At 75.2% G+C, this 24,015-nt stretch carries 20 protein-coding genes; 13 read left to right on the forward strand and 7 right to left on the reverse strand.

From position 1 onward, the window contains the following. Window positions 1-67: 67 nt before the first annotated feature. Together BLW85_RS34215 and BLW85_RS34220 are read right to left on the reverse strand one after the other, a co-directional pair. Complete coding sequence (locus BLW85_RS34215) at window positions 68-265, reverse strand: hypothetical protein (protein ID WP_074995113.1); 198 nt, start codon at window positions 263-265, stop codon at window positions 68-70. A 91-nt stretch (window positions 266-356) separates the two neighbouring features. Beyond that, a complete protein-coding gene (locus BLW85_RS34220) occupies window positions 357-3,455 on the reverse strand; it encodes a type 2 lanthipeptide synthetase LanM family protein (protein ID WP_244174961.1) in 3,099 nt (1,032 codons plus the stop codon). Window positions 3,456-3,951: 496 nt separating this feature from the next. Between BLW85_RS34220 and BLW85_RS34225 the strand changes: the two genes are divergently transcribed. Next, window positions 3,952-4,554: a helix-turn-helix transcriptional regulator gene (locus tag BLW85_RS34225; RefSeq protein WP_070027716.1), complete on the forward strand. Its 603-nt coding sequence runs from the start codon at window positions 3,952-3,954 to the stop codon at window positions 4,552-4,554. Beyond that, window positions 4,551-5,162, forward strand: coding sequence for a helix-turn-helix transcriptional regulator (locus BLW85_RS34230; protein WP_070027715.1), 612 nt, complete (start codon window positions 4,551-4,553; stop codon window positions 5,160-5,162). The genes BLW85_RS34225 and BLW85_RS34230 overlap by 4 nt, the downstream gene beginning before the upstream one ends. A 31-nt stretch (window positions 5,163-5,193) precedes the next feature. Here BLW85_RS34230 and BLW85_RS34235 read toward each other — a convergent pair whose 3' ends face one another. From BLW85_RS34235 to BLW85_RS34245, 3 genes are all read right to left on the reverse strand, one after another. Continuing rightward, window positions 5,194-5,934 carry a Type 1 glutamine amidotransferase-like domain-containing protein gene (locus tag BLW85_RS34235; RefSeq protein WP_074995119.1) on the reverse strand — a complete coding sequence of 247 codons (741 nt, stop codon included), beginning with the start codon at window positions 5,932-5,934 and terminating at the stop codon, window positions 5,194-5,196. A 139-nt stretch (window positions 5,935-6,073) separates the two neighbouring features. After that, entirely contained in the window at window positions 6,074-6,985 is a 912-nt protein-coding gene (locus tag BLW85_RS34240; protein WP_079172519.1) for a 4'-phosphopantetheinyl transferase family protein, read from the reverse strand. Further along, a complete protein-coding gene (locus tag BLW85_RS34245) occupies window positions 6,978-7,166 on the reverse strand; it encodes an MbtH family protein (protein ID WP_239697848.1) in 189 nt (62 codons plus the stop codon). Before BLW85_RS34245 ends, BLW85_RS34240 begins: the two co-directional genes overlap by 8 nt. A 304-nt stretch (window positions 7,167-7,470) precedes the next feature. Between BLW85_RS34245 and BLW85_RS34250 the strand changes: the two genes are divergently transcribed. The 11 genes from BLW85_RS34250 (at window position 7,471) to BLW85_RS34290 (ending at window position 22,520) form a co-directional block, all read left to right on the forward strand. Beyond that, on the forward strand, window positions 7,471-9,795 hold the full coding sequence (locus BLW85_RS34250; RefSeq protein WP_070027712.1) for a lantibiotic dehydratase: 2,325 nt from the start codon (window positions 7,471-7,473) through the stop codon (window positions 9,793-9,795). Then, window positions 9,795-11,288, forward strand: a complete 1,494-nt coding sequence (locus BLW85_RS34255; RefSeq protein WP_074995122.1) for an amino acid adenylation domain-containing protein — start codon at window positions 9,795-9,797, stop codon at window positions 11,286-11,288. The genes BLW85_RS34250 and BLW85_RS34255 overlap by 1 nt, the downstream gene beginning before the upstream one ends. Continuing rightward, window positions 11,285-12,478, forward strand: a complete 1,194-nt coding sequence (locus tag BLW85_RS34260; RefSeq protein WP_244174962.1) for a threonine ammonia-lyase — start codon at window positions 11,285-11,287, stop codon at window positions 12,476-12,478. Before BLW85_RS34255 ends, BLW85_RS34260 begins: the two co-directional genes overlap by 4 nt. Next, window positions 12,475-12,741, forward strand: coding sequence for an acyl carrier protein (locus tag BLW85_RS34265; RefSeq protein WP_070027710.1), 267 nt, complete (start codon window positions 12,475-12,477; stop codon window positions 12,739-12,741). The genes BLW85_RS34260 and BLW85_RS34265 overlap by 4 nt, the downstream gene beginning before the upstream one ends. 53 nt (window positions 12,742-12,794) lie before the next feature. After that, window positions 12,795-15,083: a lantibiotic dehydratase gene (locus BLW85_RS34270; RefSeq protein ID WP_074995124.1), complete on the forward strand. Its 2,289-nt coding sequence runs from the start codon at window positions 12,795-12,797 to the stop codon at window positions 15,081-15,083. A gap of 100 nt (window positions 15,084-15,183) precedes the next feature. Further along, a complete protein-coding gene (locus tag BLW85_RS39620) occupies window positions 15,184-15,336 on the forward strand; it encodes a hypothetical protein (protein ID WP_167381455.1) in 153 nt (50 codons plus the stop codon). Between the two features lie 127 nt (window positions 15,337-15,463). Further along, window positions 15,464-16,597, forward strand: coding sequence for a 2,5-dihydroxypyridine 5,6-dioxygenase NicX family protein (locus BLW85_RS39625; protein ID WP_074995126.1), 1,134 nt, complete (start codon window positions 15,464-15,466; stop codon window positions 16,595-16,597). A 2-nt stretch (window positions 16,598-16,599) separates the two neighbouring features. After that, entirely contained in the window at window positions 16,600-17,868 is a 1,269-nt protein-coding gene (locus BLW85_RS39630) for an MFS transporter (RefSeq protein WP_074995128.1), read from the forward strand. Between the two features lies 1 nt (window position 17,869). After that, window positions 17,870-18,829: a JmjC domain-containing protein gene (locus BLW85_RS34280; RefSeq protein WP_074995131.1), complete on the forward strand. Its 960-nt coding sequence runs from the start codon at window positions 17,870-17,872 to the stop codon at window positions 18,827-18,829. Next, window positions 18,829-19,752 carry an aKG-HExxH-type peptide beta-hydroxylase gene (locus tag BLW85_RS34285; RefSeq protein ID WP_074995133.1) on the forward strand — a complete coding sequence of 308 codons (924 nt, stop codon included), beginning with the start codon at window positions 18,829-18,831 and terminating at the stop codon, window positions 19,750-19,752. Before BLW85_RS34280 ends, BLW85_RS34285 begins: the two co-directional genes overlap by 1 nt. A gap of 128 nt (window positions 19,753-19,880) precedes the next feature. Next, the gene (locus tag BLW85_RS34290; RefSeq protein ID WP_074995135.1) at window positions 19,881-22,520 is read left to right on the forward strand and encodes a WD40 repeat domain-containing protein; all 2,640 of its coding nucleotides are present in this window, start codon (window positions 19,881-19,883) and stop codon (window positions 22,518-22,520) included. A gap of 66 nt (window positions 22,521-22,586) precedes the next feature. On the opposite strand, the gene BLW85_RS34295 is transcribed toward BLW85_RS34290, so the two are convergent. Then, window positions 22,587-22,778 (reverse strand): ferredoxin, encoded by a 192-nt coding sequence (locus BLW85_RS34295; RefSeq protein WP_074995138.1) that lies wholly within the window; start codon window positions 22,776-22,778, stop codon window positions 22,587-22,589. Between the two features lie 13 nt (window positions 22,779-22,791). Next, window positions 22,792-23,892: a cytochrome P450 gene (locus BLW85_RS34300; RefSeq protein WP_244174963.1), complete on the reverse strand. Its 1,101-nt coding sequence runs from the start codon at window positions 23,890-23,892 to the stop codon at window positions 22,792-22,794. Window positions 23,893-24,015: the final 123 nt, after the last annotated feature.

A 24,015-nucleotide genomic window follows, 5' to 3' on the forward strand; every position in this document is an offset into this window, starting at 1 on the left:
CACACACGGCGGCGCGGACCCGTCGGACGGGCCCGCGCCATCACGCCGGGTCAGGACCGGCAGCCGGTCACCGGGGAGCGGAGACCGAGGTGTCGATGGTGCTCAGCGTGATGACGAGGCCGCTGGTCAGAACCATTCCGGCCAGCACCCGGGCCCGGGCGCAGGCGCGGTTGCGGCCCTTGAGGGTGATACCGCCCGCCGCGTCCTGCTCCTCGGCGGCGGTCTCGGTGGCGTCGGCGGCGGTGACGGCGAGGTGCTTGTCCATGACGGTGAACCCCTTCTGGTGGTCCGTGCGTCGCGCACGGGGTGGAGGCGGAGGAAGTGCCGTGGTGCCGAAGTGCGGGTGAGCGTGGTGGTCAGTGGCCGGGGTGGCCGAGGAGCAGGACGGAGGGCACGGTGTCCGGATGGGCCAGGCGCAGCAGCCCGTAGCCGATGCCGGACAGTCCGGTCAGCAGCCCGGGGGAGGGAACCTCGTCGGGGGTGGCGCACCGGTGGCCCTGCGCCTCGACGAGCGCGAGCGCCTGTCCGGTACGCCGGGTCAGCGTCCCGGCGGCCGGCCCGTCGCCCCGTGCGGTGAACAGGGCCAGGGCCTCCAGGGTGCCGAGGGCGCCCTGGGCGAGGCTGAGGTCGGGCCCCACCTCGGCGTCCCGGAGCCGGTCCGCGAGCGCCGCCGTGGGCCGGACCGCGTCGTCGGGGTCGTCGGGCAGCATCCGGGCGGCGGCCGCCACCCCGGCGAGCCCGCGGGCCCAGGAGAGGTCGGCGGCGTCGGCCCCGGTGTGCTGCCGGACGGCCGCGTCGAGCAGGGCCCGCGCGGCGGCGGTGTGCGCCGGGGACCGTTCGGGCCGCACGGCGGCGTACCGCAGCAGCGCCCAGCCGATCCCGGCGGTGCCGTCCGCGAAACCGGTCCGCGCGCCCGGGTCCGGCGCCACCGTGCGCAGCCGGTCCGCCAGTTCGTCCGCCAGCCGCAGCGCCTCGGGCGAACCGGTCGCCTCGTGCACGGCGACGGCGGCGGCCAGCGCTCCGGCCGTACCGCCGGCCAGCCCCGGGTCCGGGCAGCCGGCCGCGGCGTGCGCCAGCGCGGTGAGCGCGTCCGGCAGACAGTCCGTCAGCTCCCCGTCCAGCAGGGCGGACAGCCGGACCAGGGCGTAACAGACGCCGCCGAGACCGTCGTAGGCACCGGGCCCCGCCGCCGCGCCCAGCTCCGGGTCGGCGGCCAGGGCCTTCAGCAGGGCGGGCAGCGGCCGGACCGCCTCCCGGGCCAGCGCGGTGTACCGGCCGGCCCCGGTCAGGGCGCCCGTGTGGGCGAGGAACAACGCGACCCCGCAGTAGCCCTGGGCGAGCCCGGCACCCATCGGCAGCACCGCCCAGTGCGGCCCGGAGACCCGTTCCAGACCGAGCCAGTTGGCCCGGCCGCCGTCGCGCACCGCACGGGCGGCGATGTCGTCGGCGATCCCGCACACCGCGGCCAGCAGCCGGGAGGCGTCGGGCACGACGGCCGGCACGGGCGCCACCGCGAGCGCCGACCGCGGCCGGCCCGCCGGGGCAGCGGCGCCCCGGGCCGCCAGCGTCGCCGACACGATCCACTCCTGGTCGCGGCAGTCGATCTCGTCCATCCGCGCGATCTTCTTGCGCACCGCGGCCAGGCTCGCCTCGGGCAGCACGTCCGGCAGCCAGGTCCCGTCGGCCGCCCGGACCCCGGTACCGGACGGCCGATGGGTGAACAGGGGGACGTCGCCGCGCCACAGGTCCGCCGTCTCGTGCTCGACGAGCCGCCGGCGGGCCGCGTCGTGCTCGGACTCGGTCCACAGCACCGCGAACACCCCGTCCCGGGCCAGCGCGTCACCGAGCAGCGCCGGATGGGTGGACTCCTCCAGAAGCGTCGCGTACAGCCGGGTGGAGCGGGCGATCAGCCGCGCCGGGCTGTCCGCGCCGATCGTCAAAGGGCCCTCGTCCCCGGTCAGTTCGGCGCCGTGCGCGGCGATCGCCGCATAGGCCGTGCGGAAGCCGTCGAGCAGCGCCGCCCGGTGGTCCGCGCCCTCCAGCGGGCGCCCGCCGGGCAGCGGCTGGTTCTGCCCTGCCGGGCTGAGCAGCGGTCCGCGCACCGCGCGCATGGTGTCCAGGCCGCTGTCCTCCCAGCGCAGCCCCTCGCTGGGGAAGGTGCCGTCGGTGGACCGGCCCAGCGCGGAGATGTCCAGCGCCCCGTGCTCGCCGATCAGCAGATGGGGCAGCAGACAGGTGCGGTGCACGGAGCCGTGCAGGGCGTCCGCGGCCGGGTCCGCGCCGGCCGTCATGGCCTGCCCCAGCCCGGTGTGCAGCAGCGTCTCGGCGTCCACCAGGACCGGCTGGTCCCCGCAGGCGATGACGTTCTCGTAGTGCATGTCGGCACCGTCCACCGCGTAGAGCAGCGCCAGCAGCGCACCCTGGCGGCGGTAGAAGGCGTCGGTCTCGGTCACCGACCGGCACCAGCGGTGCGCCACGAACTCCAGCCAGCCGTAGCCGTCCCGGCGCACGGTGCGCGCGGTGCGCAGCGCCAGCCCCGGCACCTTGGCGTCCAGCCAGGCCGCCAGCTCGTCCAGCAGGGCGTGCTGGCCCAGCGGACGCGGCTTGTACACGATCCGCGCCCCGCCCGCGAAGTGCAGGACCGCCACGGACCGGTTGCCCTGGTGGGCGTCGCCGAGCCCCAGCTCCACCCGGACGAGCACACCGGGGTCGCGGCCGTCGAGGAGGCCGGCGACGAGGTCGTCCCGGTCGGCCCGGAAGCGCGCCATCAGTTCGGCCGTCGCGGCCAGCGCGTCCAGCGCGGTCTGCCCGAGCATCCGGGCCAGCACCGGGTAGGCGGCGCACAGTTCGCCGAGGCCCCGCCGGGTGCCGGTGCGTGCGACGAAGGACGCGAACCGCTCGCGCGGACCCGCCCCCTCCAGACGCCCGGCGCGGCGGGCCGCGTCGAGCTCCCGCACCAGCGTACGGGCGGCCGCCCCGGCCAGCTGCCGCGTCAGCCACCGGCCGAACTCCGCCCGCCACAGCGCCAGTTCGGGGCCTGGCGAGCCGGCCAGCCGGCCGGCGACCGGGGCGACGAGCGGCCGTACCACATGGGCGAAGACCTCGGGCCCGGCACCGTCCGTGTCCGGCTCCCCGGGCCGCTCGGGGGCGGCCTCCACGGCGGCCTCGACGTACGTGGCCCAACCGGGCTTGGCGGCCCGGGCCGCGAGCCGCCCGGCGGGCTCCGCCGCGAGGGCCGCCGCCGTGGCACCGTCCACCCCCAGGTGCGCCAGCCGCAGCGCGAAGCCCTCCGCGTCCCCGGCGGCCCAGGGGGCGCGCACGGGGGCGTCGGGGTCGGCGGTCGCGGCCGGGCGTCCGGGGGCGGCGAGCCGCTCCGCGAGGGACAGCGCCGGGGCCCACCAGTCGAGCGGCAGGCCGGCGCTCCGGGGAGTCGGGAGGCTGGCGGTCTCAGTCACGTCAACGAAGGTCGCAGACACCGGGCGACCCCCACATGGGGAAGTGACCCCCATATTCTGCGCGGCCCCCTCCCCACGGGTGGGGGAGGCACCCGCACGGACCGCCCCGACGCGGGGAAAGCGCAGGTGGGAAGGCGACTACCCAGACCCCCGTACGACGGCGGGGCGGCCGCACCCCGCAGGCTCGCACGACCCCCGCGCCCACCCTCCGCCGGGCCGATCCCCCATGAGCCGCGGCCCCCGCCCCCCATCCCGCGGCGGGATGGGCCGCGCCGCGCCCGGCGCCCGGCCCCGCACCGGCGGCCGGAGCAGGTAAGACGGCTTGCGGGACCGGGCGGACACCCCCACCGTCCCCGGCGTCCCCCACACCCGTCCCCGGAAAGGTGGGGACCGACTACCGATGCCCGCCCCCACCCCCCGACGGCACGGTGGAGCGCAGAAACCACGAACCGCCCCGGCGTTCACGACCGGGCGGACGACTTTCAAGGAGCAGCAGATGGGAGTCCCCGTACCCGTCGGTGTGGTCGCCCTGGACCCGGTCCTGGAGGCCGGCACCCGCAGTACCCTGCTCGCCTGCCCGGAACTGGCCGTGTGCGAGCCCGCGGAGGCCCGGGTCGCCGTCCTCACGGTGGACCGGCTCGGCCCGGCCGAACTCGACATGGTGCGCACCACCCGTGCGCACGGGCAGCGCCCCGCCGTCGTCCTGGTGGCCGGCGCGCTCGCCTCCGGCGACGCCCTGCACGCCCTCGCCGCCGGCGCCCGGGGCCTGCTGCCGCGCCGCGAGGCCGACGCGTCCCGTCTGGCCCACGCGGTGCTGGCCGCCGCCCAGGACGACTGCACCGTCCCCACCGACCTGCTCGAACAGGTCCTGGACCGGCCCGACCACGGCCGGACCGGCTGGGCCGGCGGCGCCCTCTCCGACCGGGAACGCTCGGTGCTGCGACTCGTCGCCGACGGACACGAGACGGCGGAGATCGCACAGCGCCTCGCCTACTCGCCCCGCACCGTCACCACCGTGGTGCACGACATCACCCAGCGGTTCCGGCTGCGCAACCGCGCCCATGCCGTCGCCTACGCGCTCCGGGCGGGCCTGCTGTGACGGCCACGCTGACCGCCGCGCCCGGCGTGCCCACCACCCTGTGCGTCCTGCCGTCGCGGCACGCGAACCGCGTGCGCGCCCTCGCCGACCGCGCCGGACTCGACTGCGCCCCCGGCCCCGGCGGGCCCGGCACCGTCACCGTCGTCGTCGCCGACGACGCCGAACGGGCCCTGCGCGGGCTGCGGGTGCCCGGGCCGCTGCTGCTCGTGTGCGACACGGTCGGCAGGGCCGGGCTGCTCGGGGCCCTGCGCGCCGGGGCCGTGGTGCTCAGGACCGCGGACCTCACCGAGGAGAGCCTGGCGGCCGCCGTGCGCCGCGCCGGGGCGCCGCACCCGAGCATCCCCTACCCGGAACTCTCCCACCTGCTGACCGCCGGCCCCGCCCACGGCGAGGCGGGACCGCGGGAGGACCGGCCACCGGCCCTCACCGCCCGCCAGTTCTCGGTGCTGCGGCTGATGGCGGAGGGGCACGGGAACGCGGGCATCGCCCGGCTGCTGCACTGCTCCGAACACACCGTCAAGAACGTCGTCTACGAGATCATGGCCCGTCTGCAGGCCCGCAACCGCGCCCACGCGGTGGCCCGCGCCGTGCGCCACGGGCTGATCTGACGTGCGGGGGCCGAGGGGCGGCCGCGGCCGTTCAGAAGCCGGGGGACGGCAGCAGCCGCGGCACGATGCGCTCCTCCACGGCCCGCTCGCCCTCCCGGCGCACGACGTACGCGCCCCGGTCCGGCAACTCCGCGACCGCCTCGACCAGTTCGGTGCCCCGGTAGACCAGGCCCACCCCGTCGTCGGTGCAGTGCGCGGTGGGCAGGGTGCCGTCGGCGACCAGCCGGTGGATCAGCGGGCGGCGGCCCGGATCGGAGTCGTAGTGCACGCCGTTGCCGTACGGCAGCAGACCGAGGCCGTTGGTCACCGGCCGCAGCTCGGGCCCGAAGGAGTCCGTCGCGCCGCCCTCGAACCAGCAGATGGAACCGGCGCTCACCCCGGCCAGCACCACCCCCGCCCGCCAGGCCCGCCGCATGATCGCGTCCAGGCCGTGCACCCGCCACACCGCGAGCAGGTTGGCCACCGAGCCGCCCATCACCCACACCACGTCGTGGTCCAGCACCGTCGCCTCGACGTCCTCGACGTTCGGCATGGGGAACAGGTGCAGCGGCATCAGGTCGAACCCGGCCACCCGGGCCGCCTCGCTCATCCGCGCCGCGACGTGCTCGGCGTCCCCGATCGCCGTGCCCACGTACAGGACACGGGGGCGCCTGCCGTGCACACCGGCCAGGTCGACCGCGTGGTGGACCAGGGCGTCGAAGAGCACCCGCGTACGTGTTCCGGCGCGGTGCCCTCCGGAGGTGGCGACGATGGTGGGTTCCGGAGCGGTCACGCGGCGATCGTAGCGTGGGGGTCGCGCTCCGGACGTGGGGGAGTGGTGAAGGTGGGGCGCGGCCGGCGCGGTCCGGGAAACACGGCGGGGACCGGCCGATGGGCCGGTCCCCCTCGCAGGTGTTCGTATGGTCGCGGGGTCACTCCCGGCGCAGCGCCACGGCCGCCGCGTACCCCGCGGGGACGAGCACGTCCCGCAGCGTCCAGCGCGGCGACGGCGAGACGGGCCGGTCGCCGGTGCCGACGTGGTCCAGCGCCGGATCGCGCACCAGCCCCGTCCCCAGACCCTTCAGGTAGGCCTCCTTGCGGACCCATGTCCGGGTGAAGGCGGCCGGCCGCTCGTATGCCGGGAGCCGCGCCAGTTCCGCCACCTCCGCCGCGTGCAGCGCGCACTGCGCGCTGCGCACCGCCTCCGCGGAGGCCAGCCCCTCGACGTCGACCCCGACCGGTGTGCCGGCGAGCGCCACCAGCACCAGGTCCCCGCTGTGCGACAGGGAGAAGTGCAGCCCCGGCGCGCGCAGCGCCGGCCGGCCGTGCGGGGCACCGCAGCCCGCGCACGGCTCGCGCATCAGCGGCAGCTCGTCCGCCCGCACGCCCAGCAGCGGGCCGAGCAGCGCGCGCAGCGTCGCGTGCGCGATCACATAGGCGTCACGGTCGCGGGCCCGCCGGAACGCACGGGCCCGCGCCCTTTCCTCCCCGTCCAGCAACTCCTGTGCCCACAGCAGTGCCTGCTCGTCCTGCGCCCCGACCTCGGCGAGGTACAGCTCCAACGGCCCCCGCAGCGCGCGGGGGCGCGCGGCGTACGGCCGGTGCAGCGGGCCGGGCAGGTCCAGTACGGCGGGACACAGCGGCTCCACCCGGTCCGGCGGCCGTGCCCGGCCGGGCACGGCCGCCGAACCGATGTCGAGCGGCGACAGCGGCGGCAGCACGGCCACGCTGCCGCCGCCCGCCCGCACCGCCGACCGCGCCGGCGGCGGGGCGCCGGCCGGACGGTCCGGCGGCGAAGGGGCGGCCGGCGGTGACGACAGCGGCGCCGGCCGGGCCTCAGACATCGGCCCCGGCGAGCCGGCGGCGCAGGCTCAGCGGGCGCATGTCCGTCCAGATCACGTCGATGTGGTCCAGGCACTCCTGCCGGCTGCCGCTGCGGCCCTCCCGGTACCAGCCGGCCGGCAGCTCGCGGTCCGCCCGCCAGATCGAGTACTGCTCCTCGTCGTTGCGCACCACGAGATACACGTCGTCGGCGCCCGGACGGGCCTCGTCGCCGCCCGAGTGCGCGGAGTTGGGTTGCGTCACGGTGAACCTCCCGCAGATGTCGGTCCGGCCGCGGAGAAGGGCCGGCGCCGCAAGCGTGCCGCGCGCCGTGCCACCGGGTCAGGGACGAACGCGCCGAACCGGCGGCACCCGTTGCTGCCGGATCTTCCCTGGTGACCTACGGCCCCGGCGCGGGACCGTGCTGTCCGGTCGGGGGCCGCCCGGCACCCCGGCGCCCCGCCGGGCCACGCGATTCCCGAGCACCCCCTTCCGGAAGGAGCACGCGATGTCGGACGAGCACGCACCTGTCCTGCTGCCGGGCGGAGGCTGGCGGCTGTGGGAGCAGTTCGCGCTCCGCGGTCCCGGTTTCCCCGCGGACGGCGTGCTGCGCCTCGCCCCGCCCGGACTGGCCGAGGCCGCCGACAAGTTCGCCCCCGGCGCCGAGCTGTCCGGACCGGAGTGGCGGACCTTCGCCGAGGACCTCGCGACGGCCGCCGTGGACACCGCCCGGCACCTCCAGGAGATCGCCGCCCGGCCCCGCTTCCAGGCCGCGCTCGCCTGGCAGAACCCCGCCGTCCTGCGCACCGGGATCGCCCCGTTCCTGCGCTGGACGCCGAGCGCGGACAGCCGCAGCAGCATGCCCCGCCAGCGCGAGGAACTGGTCGCGCACTACTGGCAGCGGTTCTGCGTGAAGAACGACACCATCGGCTTCTTCGGCCCGGTCGGCTGGGGCCGCTGGGACCTCTCCGGGAGCGGCGGCGTCGCCGTGACCCCGGGGGAGGGCTTCCTCGCCGCGCGGGAGGTCTACTTCTCCGGCTGGGCGATCGACGCCCTCGCGAAGGTCCTGGCGACGGACGCCGCGCTGATGCGCTGGATCCCGCCGCGCCGGGTCTCCTTCGTACGCTGCGCGGACGGCACCGTGCGGGTCCCCGGACGCCCCGTCCAGCCGATCGACGCCCGCGCGCAGGCCGTGCTGGAACGCTGCGACGGCACCCGCCCCGCGCACGCCATCGCCGCCGAACTCGGCCGCACCGAGGACGAGGTGACCGAGGTGGTGCGCGAACTGGTCGGCCGCCGCTGGGTGCAGTGGCGGCTGGACGTCCCCGCCGCCACCCACCCCGACCGCGCCCTGCGCGCCATCCTGGAACGCGTCCCCGACGAGGCCGCCCGGGACAGGGCGCTGGAGCGTCTCGCCGTACTGGAACGCGGCCGGGACGCGGTACGCGCCGCCGGCACCGACGCCGCCGCCCTGACCGCCGCGATCACCGCGCTGGAGGACGACTTCGCCGCGCTGACCGACAGCGAGGCCCAGCGCGCCAAGGGCGAACGCACCGCGCCCTGCCGGGGACTGGTGTACTCCGACGCCCGCCGCGCCGCCACCGCCACCCTCGGCCCCGGGCTGCTGGCCCACCTGGAACCGCTCCAGCTGTGCCTGACCGCCGCGCGCTGGATGACCAACTGCTTCGCCGAGGCCGTCCGCGCCCGCCTGCACGCCGTGTACGACCGGCTGCGCGCCGACGGCGAACCGGTCGACCTGGCCACCCTGTGGCTTCACACCCTGCCCTCCCCGCACCCCGACGCGAGCCACCTCATCAACACGATCCAGGCCGAACTGCGCGCCAAATGGGCCCGCATCCTCGACCTGCCCCCGGGCGCCCGCCGGGTCCGGCTGACCACCGCCGAAGTCGCCGACCGGGTGCGCGAGGAGTTCGACGAGCCCGGCGACGGCTGGTCACTGGCCCGCTACATCAGCCCCGACGTACTGGTCGTCGCCGACGACGCGGACGCCCTCGCCCGCGGCGACGTGGACCTCGTCCTCGGCGAGATGCACTGCGCGCTGAACACCATGGGCGCCTCGCTCTTCGTGCACCAGCACCCCGACCGGTCCGAACTGATCGCCGAGACCAGCCGCGACTTCCCCGGCCCGCGCCTCATGCCCATGCTGCCCAAGGAACTGCCGCTGAAGTGGTCCACCCGCAGCCGGCCCTCGCTGGACCGGCCCGAGGACCACTACGTCGCCCTGGTCGACCAGACCGGCGACCCGCACCGCCCGCGCACGGTGCTCGGCGCCGACGTCCGGATCGAGGAACGGGCCGGCCGGCTCACCGCGGTCCTGCCCGACGGCACCGAGTACGACGTGCTCGACGCCTACGCCAACACCCTCACCCAGCGCGTGATGGACCGCTTCACGCTGCGGCCCGAGGGCGACCACACCCCGCGCATCACCATCGGCCGGCTGACCGTGGCCCGCGAGACCTGGCAACTGCCCGTCGGCGACATGGACTTCGCGGACGAGAAGGCGGAGGCCGCCCGCTTCGTCCGGGCCCGGCACTGGCAGCGCGGGCACGACCTGCCCCGGTTCGTCTTCGTCGTCTCGCCGACCGAACCCCGCCCGTTCTACGTCGACTTCGACAGCCCCGTCTACGTCACCATCCTCGCCAAGGCGGCCCGCAGGCTCGCCCGCAAGGACCCCGGGGCCCGGCTGAAGATCAGCGAGATGCTGCCCACCCCCGAGCAGGCCTGGCTCACCGACCACGAAGGCCGGCGCTACACCTCCGAACTCCGGTTCGTGGCCGTCGACCTGACCGCCGCCGACGCGGGGGAGAAGTGATGCGCACGGTCGCCGACGACATCGCCGCCCACGCCCGGCGGCACCCCGAACGCATCGCGCTGAGCACTCCGGCCGGTGAGGTGACCTACCGCGAACTGGACACCCGCATCGAGGAGATCGCCCGTCTGCTGCGCGCGCACGGGGCCCGGCCCGAGACGGTCTGCGCCGTCGCCGTCGAGCACGGCACCGACGCGGTCGCCGCCATGGCCGCCGTACTGCGCTGCGGCGCCGCCTTCCTCACCCTGGACGTCGCCCAGCCCCAGGAACGGCTGGCGTCCTTCGTCCGCAGCGCCGGCGCCCGCCTGCTGCTGACCCGCTCGGCCCTCGCCCCGGCACTCGGCCTCCACCTGCCCACCGTCCTGCTGGACCAGCCGCCCCGGACCGCGGCCGACGGGCCGCCCACCGCCCCGGCCGGCCCACGGGCCCTCGCCTACGTCAGCCACACCTCCGGCAGCACCGGGGAACCCAGCGCCGTCCTGGTCGAACACGGCGCGCTGGACGCCTATCTGCGCGACGCCGCCCACGCGTTCGGCCTCGGCCCGCACACCGTGGCCCTCCAGACGGCGCCCCTCGGCTACGACGCCTCCATCCGCGACACCTTCGTCCCGCTGCTGGCGGGGGCGCGCCTGGTGATCGTGGACCGGGCCCGGCTCCTGCGGCCCGCGGAGTTCGCCCGCACCGTCCGGGAGCACCGGGTGACCGCCCTGCTCAGCGTCACCCCCTCCTTCCTCACCCACCTGTCCGGCCGGGCCGAACTCGCCGAACCGCTCGCCGGGGTCACCCTGGTCGCCGTCAGCGGCGAGTCCCTGCGGCCGTTCCTCGCCGCGGGCGGACGCGGTCTCGTCCCCGGCCGGCTCGTCAACCAGTACGGCCCGACCGAGTGCACCATGACCACGACCCGGTACGGCGTGCCCGCCGTCCCCGACCCGGCCACCGATGTCGTGGGCACCCCCCGCGCGGGCGCCGTCGTACGGATACTCGACGCGGACCTGGCCCCGGTGCCCGACGGCACGGTGGGCGAGGTGTACATCGGGGGCACCGGTGTGGCCCGCGGCTACGGCGGCCGTCCGGCCCGCACCGCGGCCTGCTTCGTACCCGATCCGCTCGGCCCGCCCGGCGCCCGCCTCTACCGCACCGGCGACCTCGGCTGGTGGGGCCCGCGGGGCCTGCACTACGCCGGACGCACCGACCGCCAGATCAAGATCCGCGGCTACCGCGTCGACCCCGCCGAGATCGAGGGGGCGCTGCTCGCCCACCCCGCCGTCACGGGCGCGGCGGTGACCCCGGACACCGACGAACTGGGCCGGGTGCACCTCCTCGCCCACCTCACCGGTGAGCTGTCGGCCACCACGGACGCCCAGCTCCGCCGCCACCTCGCCCGCTCCCTGCCCCCGCACCTGATGCCCCGCCGCTTCCTGCGCCTGACCGCCCTCCCGACCACCCGGGGCGGCAAGACCGACCGCCGGCTGCTGGCGACCGGGAGGACGGCATGAGCGCCATGGCGGGCACCCCCCGGACCGCCGACGCGGCCGGGTGGGGCGCGGACGCGGGGGGACCGGGCGTGGCCGGGCGCGCGGGTTGCGCGAGCCGTCCGAACCGGGGCGGGGGCGAGCCGGTCGCGGCCGGCCTCATGGCCGCCCGTGCCGTCGCCGTCGGCACCGCCGGGGTGCGCCCCGGCGAGGTCCGGCACGCTTCCGGTGCGGCCGGGCCGGGTCCCCGCGGCGTCGCCGGCGGGCGGCGTCCCGGCCGGGCCGACCTGCTGGCCGCGGCCTCGCGGATCGGCCCGTACGTCGTGCACACCCCCCTGCTGCCGGGCCCGAGGACCACGGCGAGCGGAACCGAGCTGCTGCTGAAGGCCGAACACCTCCAGCTCGGCGGGTCGTTCAAGATGCGCGGGGCCGCCAACGCCGTCCTCGCGCTGGGCGCCGACCGGGTCGTCACCGGGTCCTCCGGGAACCACGGCATCGCCCTCGCCCGGATCGCCCGGACCCTCGGCATCCGGCTGACCGTCGTCCTCGCGGCGGGCGCGGCGCCCGCGAAGGCCGCCGCCATCCGCGCGCTCGGCGCCGAGACCGTACGGGTCCAGGGCGGAGTGGCGGAGCGGGAGGACCGCGCCCGGTCCCTCGCGGCCGAGCGGGGCGCCGTCCTCGTACCGTCCTCCGACCACCCCCTGGTCGTCGCGGGTCAGGGCACCGTCGGCCTCGAAGTGCTGGCCGACGCCCCCGGCACCGAGACGGTGTACGTCCCCACCGGCGGCGGCGGACTCCTCGCCGGCCTCTGCCTCGCCGCCGGGGACCGCCCGGTCCGCGTGGTCGGCGTCGAACCCGCCCTCACCCCCCGCTACGCCCGCTCCCTGGCCGCCGGGCACCCGGTCCGGCTGCCCGCCTGCACGACCGTCGCCGACGGCCTGCGCGGGCAGAGCCCGGGAGCGGTGCCCTACCCGATCATCCGCGACCGCGTCGACGACCTGATCGCCGTCGGCGACGCGGAGATCCTCGCCGCCACCGCCCTGCTGCACCGCCTCGGCGTCGACGCCGAGCCGAGCGGAGCCGTCGCCCTGGCCGGAGCCCTCCGGGCCGGCCGCCGCGAACGGGCCGTGGCCATCGTCTCGGGCGGCAACACCCCCGCCCGCCTGCACCACCACACCCTCACCAGCGCACACCCGAAGGAGCCCACGCCATGACCACCGACGCCGCCACCGCCACCGCCGCTTCGACCACCACCGTCGACCTGCTGGTCGAGATCTTCCGGGACGTGCTGCGCCTGCCCGACCTCACCGCGCGGACCGACTTCTACGAGGCGGGCGGCGACTCCCTGACCGCCTTCCAGATCACCGGCCGCCTCCAGGAGGTCCTCGGCGCCGACGTCCCGGTCTCCCTGGTCTTCGCCTACCCGACGCCTCTGGAACTGGCCGAGGTCGTCGACGCCGACTACGGCACGGCCTGACCCGCCCCGCGCAGCCGCTCCGTCCACCCGCGCTCGCCAAGGAGAGCCGTGCCATGACCGAAGACCTCGTGCCGTCCCTCGGCCGCTGGCGGCTGTGGGAACAGTTCGCCCTGCGCGGGGCGGGCTTCCCCGCCGACGGCGTGCTCCGCCTCGCCCCGCCCGGACTGGCCGAGGCGGCCGACAAGTTCGGGGCCGGCGAGCCGCTCGACGGCCCCGAGTGGACCGGCTTCGCCCGCCTCTTCGCGGACGCCGCCGTGACGACCGCGCACACCTTGCAGGACATCGCCCGGACACCGGCCTTCCGGGAGGCCGTGGCCTGGCAGAACCGGCCGGTGCTCGCCTCCGGGATCGCCCCGTTCCTGCGCTGGACGCCGAGCGCGGACAGCCGCAGCAGCATGCCCCGCCAGCGCGAGGAACTGGTCGCGCACTACTGGCAGCGGTTCTGCGTGAAGAACGACACCATCGGCTTCTTCGGCCCGGTCGGCTGGGGCCGCTGGGACTCCGCCACCCGGGCCCTCGCCGTGGACCCCGGCACCGGCCTGATCGCGAAGTCGACCGTCTACTGGGCCACATGGGGCATCGACGCGCTCGCCAGGACCCTGGACGCCGACCCCGCCCTGCGCGAGTGGATCGCGCCGCGCCGGGTGCCGTTCCTGGTGCTGGACGGGGACCGCGTCCGGGTGCCCGGCCGGCGCGCACAGCCCGTGCCCGCGGATACGGCGGCCGTCCTCGCCCGCTGCGACGGGGTGCGCCCGGCCCGGGAGATCGCCGCCGAACTCCCGGACACCGACGTCCCCGCCGTCCTGGCCGACCTGGTCGCCCGACGCTGGGTGGTCTGGCGCCTCGAACTCCCCGCCGACACCCACCCCGACCGGGCTCTGCGCGCCTGGCTGGAAACCGTCGGCGCGCCCGAACCGCGCCGGCGCGGGCTGGCGGCACTGGACCGGCTGGAACGGGGCCGCGCCCGGGTGGCGGCGGCCCGCGACGTGGACACCCTCGTGGCGGCGCTGACCGGGCTCGAACACGACTTCACCGAGCTGACCGCCACCGCCGCGGTACGGGAGAAGTCCGCGTCGACCGCACCCTGCCGGGCGCTGGTGTACTCCGACACCCGGCGGTCCGCCACCGCCCGCCTCGGCCCCGCGATGCTCGAAGCGCTGCGCCCGCTGGGGCTGTTGATGGACAGCGCCGCCTGGCTCACCGCGGAACTCGCCGCGACGGTACGGGAGGAGATCCGCCGCGTGTACGACCGGCTGGCCGCCGAGGGACCGGTCGACCTGGCCTCCTTCTGGTTCGCCTGCCTGCCGGTGCTGCACGGCGCCGCCCGCGCCAAGGCCACGCGGTTGCAGGGCGAGTTCGCCCGGCGCTGGCAGCAGATCCTGGCGCCCCCGCCCGACGCCCGCCGGGTCACGATGACGTCGGCCGGCATCGAGGCGGCGGTACGAGAGCGGTTTTCGGCCACCGGTGCAGCCTGGACGACGGCCCGCTACCTCAGCCCCGACGTCCTGATCGCCGCCGACGGCACGGACGCCGTGGCACGCGGCGACTTCACCCTCGTCCTGGGCGAACTCCACCTGGCCGCCAACACCTTGGGCGCGTCCCTCTTCACCCACCAGCACCCGGACGCCGACGAACTCCTGCGGCTCACCGACCGCGACCACCCCGGCCCCCGGCTGATGCCCCTGATCCCCAAGGAGCACCGGGCCCGGCTCTCGGCGCGGGTGCGCCACACCCTCGTCCGCCCCCAGGACCGGCAGGTGGCCCTCGCCGACTTCGCCGCCGACCCCGCCCGTACGGTCCGCAGCGCCGACGCCACCGTGGCGGAGCAGGCCGGCGAGCTGGTCGTCCGCCTCCCGGACGGCTCGGCCTTCCCCGCCCTGGACGTCTTCTCCCACGTGCTGACCACGCTGTCGATGGACCTCTTCCAACTGCTGCCGAGCGCGGACCACACCCCCCGCGTCACCCTCGACCGCCTGGTCGTCGCGCGCGAGACCTGGCGCCTGCCGGCCGCGGACGCGGAGTTCGCCGACGAGAAGGACGAGGCCCGCCGCTTCGTCGGGGCCCGCCGCTGGCGCGCCCGGCTGGGCCTGCCCCGCTACGTCTTCGTGGTCTCGCCGACCGAATCCCGGCCGTTCTACGTCGACTTCGACAGCCCCGTCTACGTCACGATCCTCGCCAAGGCACTGCGCCGGCTGGCCCGCAAGGACCCGCTGGGCACCGCGGTGTTCACGGAAATGCTGCCGACCCCGGAACAGTCCTGGCTCACCGACGCGGAAAACCGCCGCTACACCTCGGAATTGAGATTCGTCGCCTTCGACACGAGTGCGCGATACCCCGAGTAGCCGCGATTAAACAGAAGTTGAGGGCCAATTCCCCATTGATATGGCATGAGCATGCTGCTTAGCATCACGCGGCACTGTTGTTGTCTGAGAGGAGTCAAAGATGACACAAGCAGAGACGATGGAAGCGCCCTCGTACGAGTCTTTGGTCGAGGACGCGCTGCGCGAGCTCTCCGAGGCCGAGTCGGCCGAGGTCCTCGTGCCGGTCGGCAGCGGCGAAGAGGGTCCGCTGATGGCGTGGTTCGTCGCCACCTGACAATCGGCGAGCGCCATCCGACACCTGGCAAGACCCTAGGGGTTCCGGCCGCGTGCGATGCCCGCGGCCGGAATTCCCCTTGCCCGGAAGAACCGCCGACCCGACCCGAAGCCAGGGGGAGCACGCCTTGACCGTCGTCCAGCCCAGCCGCGACCTGCGGGATGGAGTCGATGCACTCCTCGACCGGTACGCCGGCCTCACCGATCGCGACCACTGCGTCGTCGTCTTCGCCCCGGACAGCCGGGAGGCGGCCGCCTGGCTGGTCGCCGGACTCAAGCAGCGCGGCACCACCGCCAAGGCCATCGGCATGCGGCCACTCGTGGACTACGGATTCGCCGCCCGCCTGGAATCCGCCGTTCCGGACCCCGCCTCCTTCACCGGCCGGCTCGTCGTCTTCACGCTCGAACGCGACACGATGTCCCACTTCTCGCCGCTGCTGCATCTGATGCAGCGGTTCGGCAGCGACCGCTGCATGATCGTCCGCATCATCAGCGCGTCACGGGAATTCTTCGAGCAGGCCCTCAACCTCGGACCGGACGAACTCAGCGCCCGCAACGCCGCGCTGCTGACCCGCCTGACCAGGGCCCGCACCGTCCGGGTCCGCAGCCGGGGCGGCACCGACCTGCGCATCCGGCTCGACGCCGAGCGCTACGACTGGATCAGCAACCGCGGCGTCTGGCGCCCGGGCGGCTTCACCATCCTCCCCGCCGGGGAGATCGCCACCTACCCCGCCGGGATCGACGGCCGTCTCGTGGCGGACGGGGCGCTCAACTGCAACGTCATCACCCGCATCGACACCCGGCTGGCGGACCACCCGCTGACGGTCGACATCGCGGACGGTCGCGCCACCGGCTTCACCGGCGGCGACGACGACGTACGCGAACTGGTCGAACTCTGCTTCAAGCAGCCGCACGGCATGCGCGTGGGCGAGCTGGGCTTCGGCACCAACAACGGCATCGACCGGTTCATCCCGGCCAACTCGCACATCAACGAACGCCGTGTCGGCGTGCACATCGGGTTCGGCCAGCACAACCAGGACCGCGCCGTCGTCGACTACGAGGAGAAGGTGCACCTCGACCTCATCACCGACGGCGCGGAACTCTACATCGACGACGAACCCGACCCCGTCGACCTGGCAGACCTCCCGCTCACCGGGGAGGAACACCCCCGCCTGGTGCGGGACGAGGACATCACGGGCGACTGCTGCGGGTTCGGTTACGGCGAGTTGACCGACCCCACCGCGGCGAGCGCGATCATCTGAACATGCCCAACGCGAAAACCCTGTTGGCCGGCCGGCTGGCCGGCAGCGCCATGGAACTGCGCGACTTCCGGTACCTGTGGGCCGGACAGGCGGTCAGCGCCGTCGGCGACCAGCTCTTCAACGTGGCCGTGTCCCTCCGTGTGATCGAGTCCGGCGGAGACGCCGGCGACGTCGGTCTGGTGATCGGCGCCCGGATGCTCGCCACCGTCCTGTTCGTGCTCATCGGCGGTGTCTGGGCCGATCGCGTGCCCCGGCGCCGCGCGATGATGCTCGCCGACGGCTTCCGGCTGGCGGCCATCACCGTGGTGGTCCTCGGCGCGTTCGACACCGCGACCCTCTCGCTCGCCGTGATGACCTTCCTCGTCGGCAGCGGAGAGGCGTTCTTCCGACCCGCCTACGGCGGACTGGTGCCCTCACTCGTGCCCGAGGACCGGCTGCTCAGCGCCAACGTCTGGCGGGGCGGCATGGAGAGCGCGGCGGCCGTCGTCGGGCCCGCGCTCGGCGGCGTCCTGGTGGCCACCGTCGGCACCCGGGTGGCCTTCGCCGCCAACGCGGCCACCTTCGCGATCAGCCTGCTGTGCGTCCTCGCCGTCACCGAACCGCCGATGCGGCGGCAGACGTCCCGCTCGTCCATGGTCCGGGAGATCCGCGAGGGACTGGCGGCGGTGCGCCGCGTGCGCTGGACCGCGGCCATCCTCACCATGACCGCGATACAGACCATGCTGGTCGTCGCGCCCCACATGGTGCTGCTGCCGGTCATCACGCAGGAGAGGTTCGCCGGCCCGTCCGCCTACGGCCTGGTCATCGCCATGTTCAGCCTCAGCGGCTTCATCGGCACGATCGTCGTCGGACGGATCAGGCTGAAGCACCCCGGCACCAGCGCGATGGTCTTCAACGCGCTGTTCACACTCGTGCCGCTCGTCCTGCTCACCCCGTTCTCGCTGTGGTGGGTGGTGGCCGGATACATGATCGCGGGCTTCGCGATGATGCCCTTCAACACCCTTCTGCACACTGCCCTGCAACGCCAGTTCCCGCCCTCGCTCCTCGGCCGGATCAGCTCCGTCGACTGGCTGTGCAGCCTCGCCCTGCTGCCGCTCGGCCTGGCCGTCATCGGACCGCTGGCGGACGCGGTGGGGCGCACGACCGTCCTCGTCGTCGCCGCCGTCGTACAGCTCGGCGCCGCCCTGCTGGTGCTGGCCGTGCCCGGGGTGCGCGACTTCCATCAGGAAGAACACGAAGAACAGCCGGTTCTCGGAGACGTGGAGGTATGACATGGCAGTGGAGAAGCTCCTCGACGATCCGTCGAAGCTGGTGTCCATCCGGGACACCGAGCCGTACGTCAGCCGGGACATGGGCGAACTGGACCACGTGTTCTCGACCGGCATCGCCGAGCAGCTCCTGTTCGAGCGAGGACTGCGCACCCCGTACATCCGGCTCTGGAAGCACGGCAAGGACATCGGGGTCCGGCACGCGGCCAAGCCCGGCGACGACGGCTCCGACGAACGCCGGGTGCTGTCCGGGCTCGCGGACCCCCGGTACGTCGCCGCACAGATGCGGCAGGGCGCGACCCTCGTCTACCAGGCGATGTCCACGTACTGCCCCGAGGTGGAGGTGTTCTGCTCCGAACTGTCCGAGGACATCGGGGTGCCCGTCGCCGCCAACGCCTTCCTGACCCCGCCGAACTCCAAGGGCGCCGAGGCGCACTACGACCTCGCCAGCATCTTCATCCGCCAGCTGGCCGGCTCCAAGACCTGGCGGCTGCACGAGCCGCCGGTGAAGTGGCCGGTCAAGCGCTCCAAGCCGGGCGTCACCCCGCAGACCCCGCTCCGCCTCGAAGTCACCCTCCACGCCGGCGACTGCCTCTACCTGCCCCGCGGCTTCTACCACGAGGGCACCACGGGAGCGGAGGGCTCCGTCCACATCGCCTTCTCCGACGGCGTCGAGGACACCTGGACCCAGATCCTGCACGACGTCCTCGACCTCGCCGCCGAACGCAGCCCCGCGCTGCGCGGCCGGCTGCCCCGCAAGTCCGAGGCGCTGAGCGGCGGTTCCAAGGAGATCTGGAAGGAAGTCCGGGAGGACGTCTTCCGCACCCTGGAGGGACTGAGCGACGAGCTGATCTCCGCGCTGGTGGTGCGGCGCCTCCAGGCCCGCGAGCAGCAGCTCAAGAAGGCCGAGACGGCCTCGCTCGGCGAGATCCTCGCGGTGGACTCCCCGTCGGGTGACGCCTGATGGGGGCCGGGCAGGACGAGGCGGTCCGGGTCGGCATCACCCCGGCCGGCACCATGAGCCTGGTCCGCGGCCACCACCAGGAGATCCTGCGGCGCCTGGGCCCGGCCCTGCCCGCCGGGCCCGCGCCCGCCTGTCTGCACCCCGGCCTGGTCTGGGCGGCGACCTCCGGCGACGACGCCGACCCCGCCCACGTGGCGGAGCTGGCCGGCGCACTGGCGGACGCCGGCCTGATGCCGCCGCTCGAACACCTCACACCCGGCGGGCCGGACCCGCTGCCCGACTGGTGCCGATGGGGCACCGGCCAACTGCTCGCCGACATCCGGCAGACCCACGGCACCGGCGAGGCCGACTTCGGCGCACCGGACCTCACCGAGGGAATCGCCCACCTGGAAGCCGCCCGGGTCGTCCTGCGCCGGGTCTGGCCCGAAGCCGCCCTGGAAATGGACCTGTTGATCCGGGTCATCGTGCACGTCCAGGGCGGAGCCTTCCGCTCGGCCACGCTCCGCCCGACCTTCGGCGCCATCTACCTCGGCTCCTCCAGCGTCGAGAGCACCCCGGCCGCCTTCGAGGCACTCCTGCACGAGACCGGTCACCACGCGCTCTACCTGCGGAACCTCTTCGCGACCCTGGTGACCAACGGGGACCTCCTGATCAGCCACCCGCTGCGCCCCGACCCACGCCCGGTCTCCGGCGCCGTGCACGCCGCCCACGTCCTGGCGCGCATGTCCCACGGCCTCGCCCGCTGGGCGGCGGAACCGACGGCCCCGGCCGAGGTCGCCACCCGGCGCGACGACGCGCTGCGCCGCCTGCGGGGCACCATCGAGGCCCTGGAACCGGCCGCCGTGTGGACGGACGACGGCCGGCGCTACTTCGACGACCTCCTCCACTGGGAGAAGGAACTGACCACCACCCGACACCCCTGACCACCGCTCCACCGCGCCGCCGGACCACACCCCCGCCGGACTCTCCGCGCGGATCACCCGGCGGCACCCGGCACCCGGCGCCCCTCAGTAGGGTGAACCCCACCGGACCGGAGCGCGTGGGGAGAGGGATGACCGACTCGAAGGAACACCGCGGCTGGATAGGCAAGTTGTTCGGCGGGCGCCGTACGCGTGCCCCGCGCCAGGCACCCGCCCGGCCGGATGCCGAGGATCCCAGGGCATGGGCCCGCCCCGAGGAACTGGTGGACCTTTCCTCACTCCCGCCGCATCTGGCGGAGGACATGGTCGCCACGGCGGCGCTGATCGACGAGGCCGACCGGGCACGCGAGCGCGGCCACCGGGAGCAGGCCGAGGAACTGCTGCGCGGCGCCGTCCGGTCGACGGTCGACCCCTACCGCCAGCTCGCCGAGGAACGGCTCGGGACACTGCTGTCCGAGAACGGCGAGGTCGAGGAGGCCGTCGCCCTGTGGCTGCGCGCCGCGGAGGGACCGGACCCCGGGCTGCGCCAGGCCGTCGGGACCTACCTGGGCTCCATCCCCTTCGCCGACGCGGGGTTCCTGGTGCACGCCGACCCGGCGACGATGCTCACCCTGCTGCCCAGGGCCTGGGGATTCGGACGTCTGGGCGCCGCGGTGTACCAGGCCTCGGCCCACCGGCACCGGGACGCCCCCGCCGCCGTGCGCCGCCACCTGCTGGCACTCGACGCCGCCCGCTACGGGGACCTCGACCTCTCGGCACGGATCGATGCCGTACCGGTGGCGGACGAGCCCTCCGCGCGCCGGCGCGTCGAGTGGGCCAGCGGCGTCCAGCTCGGCGGCTGCCGCTGGAGCACGGCGGGTCACCCGGACGGCGTGTCGGCGGTCGCCGCGGGACCGGTCACCGTCGACGGTCGCCCGGTCGTGGTCACCGGCGGCGACGACGGTACCGTACGCCTGTGGGACCTGGTCACCGGCGAACCGGCCGGCGAACCGCTCGCCGATCACACCGGGCGGGTCCTCGCCGTGGCGACGGCCGACCTGGACGGCCGCCCGGTGGCGGTCTCGGCCGGCACCGACAAGGCCGTACGGATCTGGGACCTGCACACGCGACGGCTCCGGCACGCGCCCCTGACCGGCCACACCGACTGGGTCACCGGGGTGGCCACGGCGACGCTGCGCGACCGCCCGGTGGCCGTCACCTGCGGCCACGACCAGAGCGTCCGGGTCTGGGACCTGGCCACCGGCGAACCGGCCGGCGCGCCGATGGGCGATCCCGCCGGTTCCGGCAGCGCCTACCCGCACCGGCTGGCTTCGGTCGCCACGACGGTGCTCGACCGGCGGCCCGTCGCGGTGACCGGCGACTTCGGGGGCACCGTCCGGGTCTGGGACCTCGCGAAGGGACGCCGGCTGCGGGCACCCCTGGCCACCGGGACCGGTGCGGTGGAGTCCCTGGCCACGGTGTCGGCCGGTGGTCGTCCGGCCGTGGTCGTCGGCGGCTCCGACGGCACGGCCACCCTCTGGGACCTGGCGTCGGGTGCCCGGCTCGGCGAGCGCCTCGCCGGCTCCACCACCTGGCCGCAGTCGGTGGCGGCGGTGACGAGCGGGGCCGGCCCGGTGGTGGTCACCGGCGACACCACCGGCATGGTGCGGCTGTGGGACCCGGCCACCGGACGGCAGACCGCCCAGGCCTTCGCCGGTCCGCTCGGCCGCGTGCGGACACTGGCCGCGTCCACGGCGGACGGGCGGCCGGTGGTGCTCATCGGCACCGGCGACGGCAGGGTCCACCGCTGGGACCCGGACACCGAACGCCCCGTGGGCCACCCGCTGCCCGGCCACGGCGACACGGTGACCTCCGTGACGACGATCGAGGCGGACGGCGACACGCTGGTCGTCAGCTCCGGCTGGGACGGCACGACACGCCTGTGGGACCTGGCCACCGGCGCCGAGGCGGGCATCCCCCTCACCGGCCCCGACGACCCGGTGTACGCGACGGCGACCGCGGTGGTCGACGGGCGTCCGCTCGTGATCGTCGCCGGGAGCGGCGGCACCGCCCGCCTCTGGGACCCCGTCACCGGGGCGGAGCCGGGCGGGCTCGACCCCGACGCCGACGTGCGCGCCGTGGCGACGACGGCACTGGCCGGCCGCCCGGTCGCCGTCACCGGAGACACGGACGGCCTGGTCCGGATCTGGGACCTCGGCACCGGGGAGGACCTGCACGGGCCGCTGACCGGACACGAATCCGGCGTGACCGCCGCGCTCACCACGGAACTCGACGGCCGCCCGGTCGCGGTCACCGCGGACGAGGACACGGTTCGGCTGTGGGACCCGGCCTCCGGCGCCCCGCTCGGCGCGCCGATCGTCCTCGCACCGCCCGCCGGGTCCGGACCCGCGGCGGAGCCGGAGGACGAGGCCCCGCCCGCCATCGAGATGCTGGCGACGGCGGTGGTCGACGGCCGCCCGGTGCTGGCGGTGGGGTGCGAGGACGGTCTGGTCCACCTCCGGGACCTCGGCACCCGCGCCCCCGTCGGCGAGCCCCTCCGCGCCGACGGCCTCACCGCGCTGACCACCGCGCGGATCGAGGGCCGCCCGGTGCTCCTCACCGGCGGCGACGACGGCATCGTGCGCACCTGGGACCTGACGACCCGCACCCGCGGCGGCCCCGACCTGGTGCTGCCCTTCCCGGTCGGCGCGCTCGCCGTGACCCCGGCCGGCCGGCTCGTGGCCGGGTTCGGCCAGGAGGTCGCGGTGTTCGGGCCCGCGGAACCCGTGTAGCCGAGAGGGCCCTGCGGCGGGCCCGCGGAACCCGTGTAGCCGGGAGGGCCCTGCGGCGGGCCCGCGTCATACGACCCTGATGGCCGCCGTCGGGCAGCGGGCGGCGGCCTCTCGCACCGCCGTCCGCAGCTCGGCGCCGGGGACGGGGTCGAGCAGGATCACCGTGCCGTCGTCGTCGTTCTGGTCGAAGACGGTGGGGGCGGCCAGCACACAGCTGCCGGCGCCGCAGCAGAGGTCCTCGTCGATCTCGATCCTCATCGGCGGACTCCGCTCACCAGCGCACGGGCAGTTCGCGGACGCCGTACGTCACCATCATCTCCCGGGTGCCGATCTCCTCGGCCGCGGCGGCTAGCTCCAGCCGGGGGAAGCGGCGCAGCAACGACTCGTAGCCGACGGCGAGTTCGAGGCGGGCCAGGTGGTGGCCCATGCACTGGTGGGGGCCGTTGCCGAAGGCCACGTGCCGGGTCGTGCCGCGGCGGATGTCGAAGGTGTCGGGGTCCTCGAAGCCCAGCGGGTCGCGGTTGGCCGCGGGCAGTGACACCGTGACCACCTCTCCCTTGCGGACGGGCCGCCCCTCGAAGACGAAGTCCTCGGCGGCGACGCGGATCGGACCGATCTGCACCACGCTGAGGTAACGCAGCAGCTCTTCGACCGCGTCGTCCAGGAGCGACCAGTCGGCGCGCAGCGCGGCCAGCTGCCCGGGGTGGCGGAGCAAGGCGTAGGTGCCCAGCGCCAGCATGTTGGTGGTGGTCTCCAGCCCGGCGATGAGGAGCACGATGGTGATGCCGAGCAGTTCCTCGTCGCTCAGGTCGGTCTCGACGGTGAGCCTGCCCAGGATGTCGGGGCCCGGGTTCTCGCGCGCGGCGGCGATCAGGGCGTGCAGCATGCCGCCGAGCGTCGCCATCGACTGCTGCATCTCCTCCCCGCTGGTGGAGAGGCTGAAGAGCACGTCGACGTGCCGCCCGAACTCGGCGCGGTCCGTCTCCGGCAGGCCGAGCAGCTCGGAGGTGACCAGCGTGGGCAGCGGCTTGGCGAAGGCCTTGACCAGGTCGGCCGGGCCGCCCTCGGCCGCCATCCCGTCCAGCAGACGATCCGTCAACTCCTGAATAAGGGGGCGTAGTTCGCGCACGCGGCGGATCGTGAAGTGCTTGCTCAGCAGACGGCGGTAGCGGGTGTGCTCGGGCGGGTCCATGTTGACGAACATGCCCGCGGGCAGCGCGTCGGTGCTCAGCTCGGAGCCCGGCACCTTCACCGGGGAACGCTTCCCCGCGGGCAGGGAGCTGAAGCGGGGGTCGGCCAGCACGGACCGCGCGGCCCCCAGCCCGGTGACCAGGTGGCCGATGTGCCCGTCGGGGTACCGCAGCGGGGTCATCGGGCATTCCTCGCGCGCCTCGCCGAAGGGGGCCGGCGGATCGAAAGGACAACCTATGGGGCGCGCCGTGGGAAACGGCCGCGCCGAGCGATTCCCGGCTGCTTGCGAATACACCATGGAAGA

Source organism: Streptomyces misionensis (assembly GCF_900104815.1).
Classification (GTDB): Bacteria; Actinomycetota; Actinomycetes; order Streptomycetales; family Streptomycetaceae; genus Streptomyces; species Streptomyces misionensis.

Bases quoted from the DNA above. Each gene is read 5' to 3' on its own strand.
- BLW85_RS34215 (WP_074995113.1), bottom strand. From the start codon at position 265: ATGGACAAGCACCTCGCCGTCACCGCCGCCGACGCCACCGAGACCGCC.
- BLW85_RS34225 (WP_070027716.1), top strand. From the start codon at position 3,952: ATGGGAGTCCCCGTACCCGTCGGTGTGGTCGCCCTGGACCCGGTCCTG.
- BLW85_RS34240 (WP_079172519.1), bottom strand. From the start codon at position 6,985: ATGTCTGAGGCCCGGCCGGCGCCGCTGTCGTCACCGCCGGCCGCCCCT.
- BLW85_RS34250 (WP_070027712.1), top strand. From the start codon at position 7,471: ATGTCGGACGAGCACGCACCTGTCCTGCTGCCGGGCGGAGGCTGGCGG.
- BLW85_RS34255 (WP_074995122.1), top strand. From the start codon at position 9,795: ATGCGCACGGTCGCCGACGACATCGCCGCCCACGCCCGGCGGCACCCC.
- BLW85_RS34260 (WP_244174962.1), top strand. From the start codon at position 11,285: ATGAGCGCCATGGCGGGCACCCCCCGGACCGCCGACGCGGCCGGGTGG.
- BLW85_RS34265 (WP_070027710.1), top strand. From the start codon at position 12,475: ATGACCACCGACGCCGCCACCGCCACCGCCGCTTCGACCACCACCGTC.
- BLW85_RS34270 (WP_074995124.1), top strand. From the start codon at position 12,795: ATGACCGAAGACCTCGTGCCGTCCCTCGGCCGCTGGCGGCTGTGGGAA.
- BLW85_RS39620 (WP_167381455.1), top strand. From the start codon at position 15,184: ATGACACAAGCAGAGACGATGGAAGCGCCCTCGTACGAGTCTTTGGTC.
- BLW85_RS39630 (WP_074995128.1), top strand. From the start codon at position 16,600: ATGCCCAACGCGAAAACCCTGTTGGCCGGCCGGCTGGCCGGCAGCGCC.
- BLW85_RS34280 (WP_074995131.1), top strand. From the start codon at position 17,870: ATGGCAGTGGAGAAGCTCCTCGACGATCCGTCGAAGCTGGTGTCCATC.
- BLW85_RS34285 (WP_074995133.1), top strand. From the start codon at position 18,829: ATGGGGGCCGGGCAGGACGAGGCGGTCCGGGTCGGCATCACCCCGGCC.
- BLW85_RS34290 (WP_074995135.1), top strand. From the start codon at position 19,881: ATGACCGACTCGAAGGAACACCGCGGCTGGATAGGCAAGTTGTTCGGC.
- BLW85_RS34295 (WP_074995138.1), bottom strand. From the start codon at position 22,778: ATGAGGATCGAGATCGACGAGGACCTCTGCTGCGGCGCCGGCAGCTGT.
- BLW85_RS34300 (WP_244174963.1), bottom strand. From the start codon at position 23,892: ATGACCCCGCTGCGGTACCCCGACGGGCACATCGGCCACCTGGTCACC.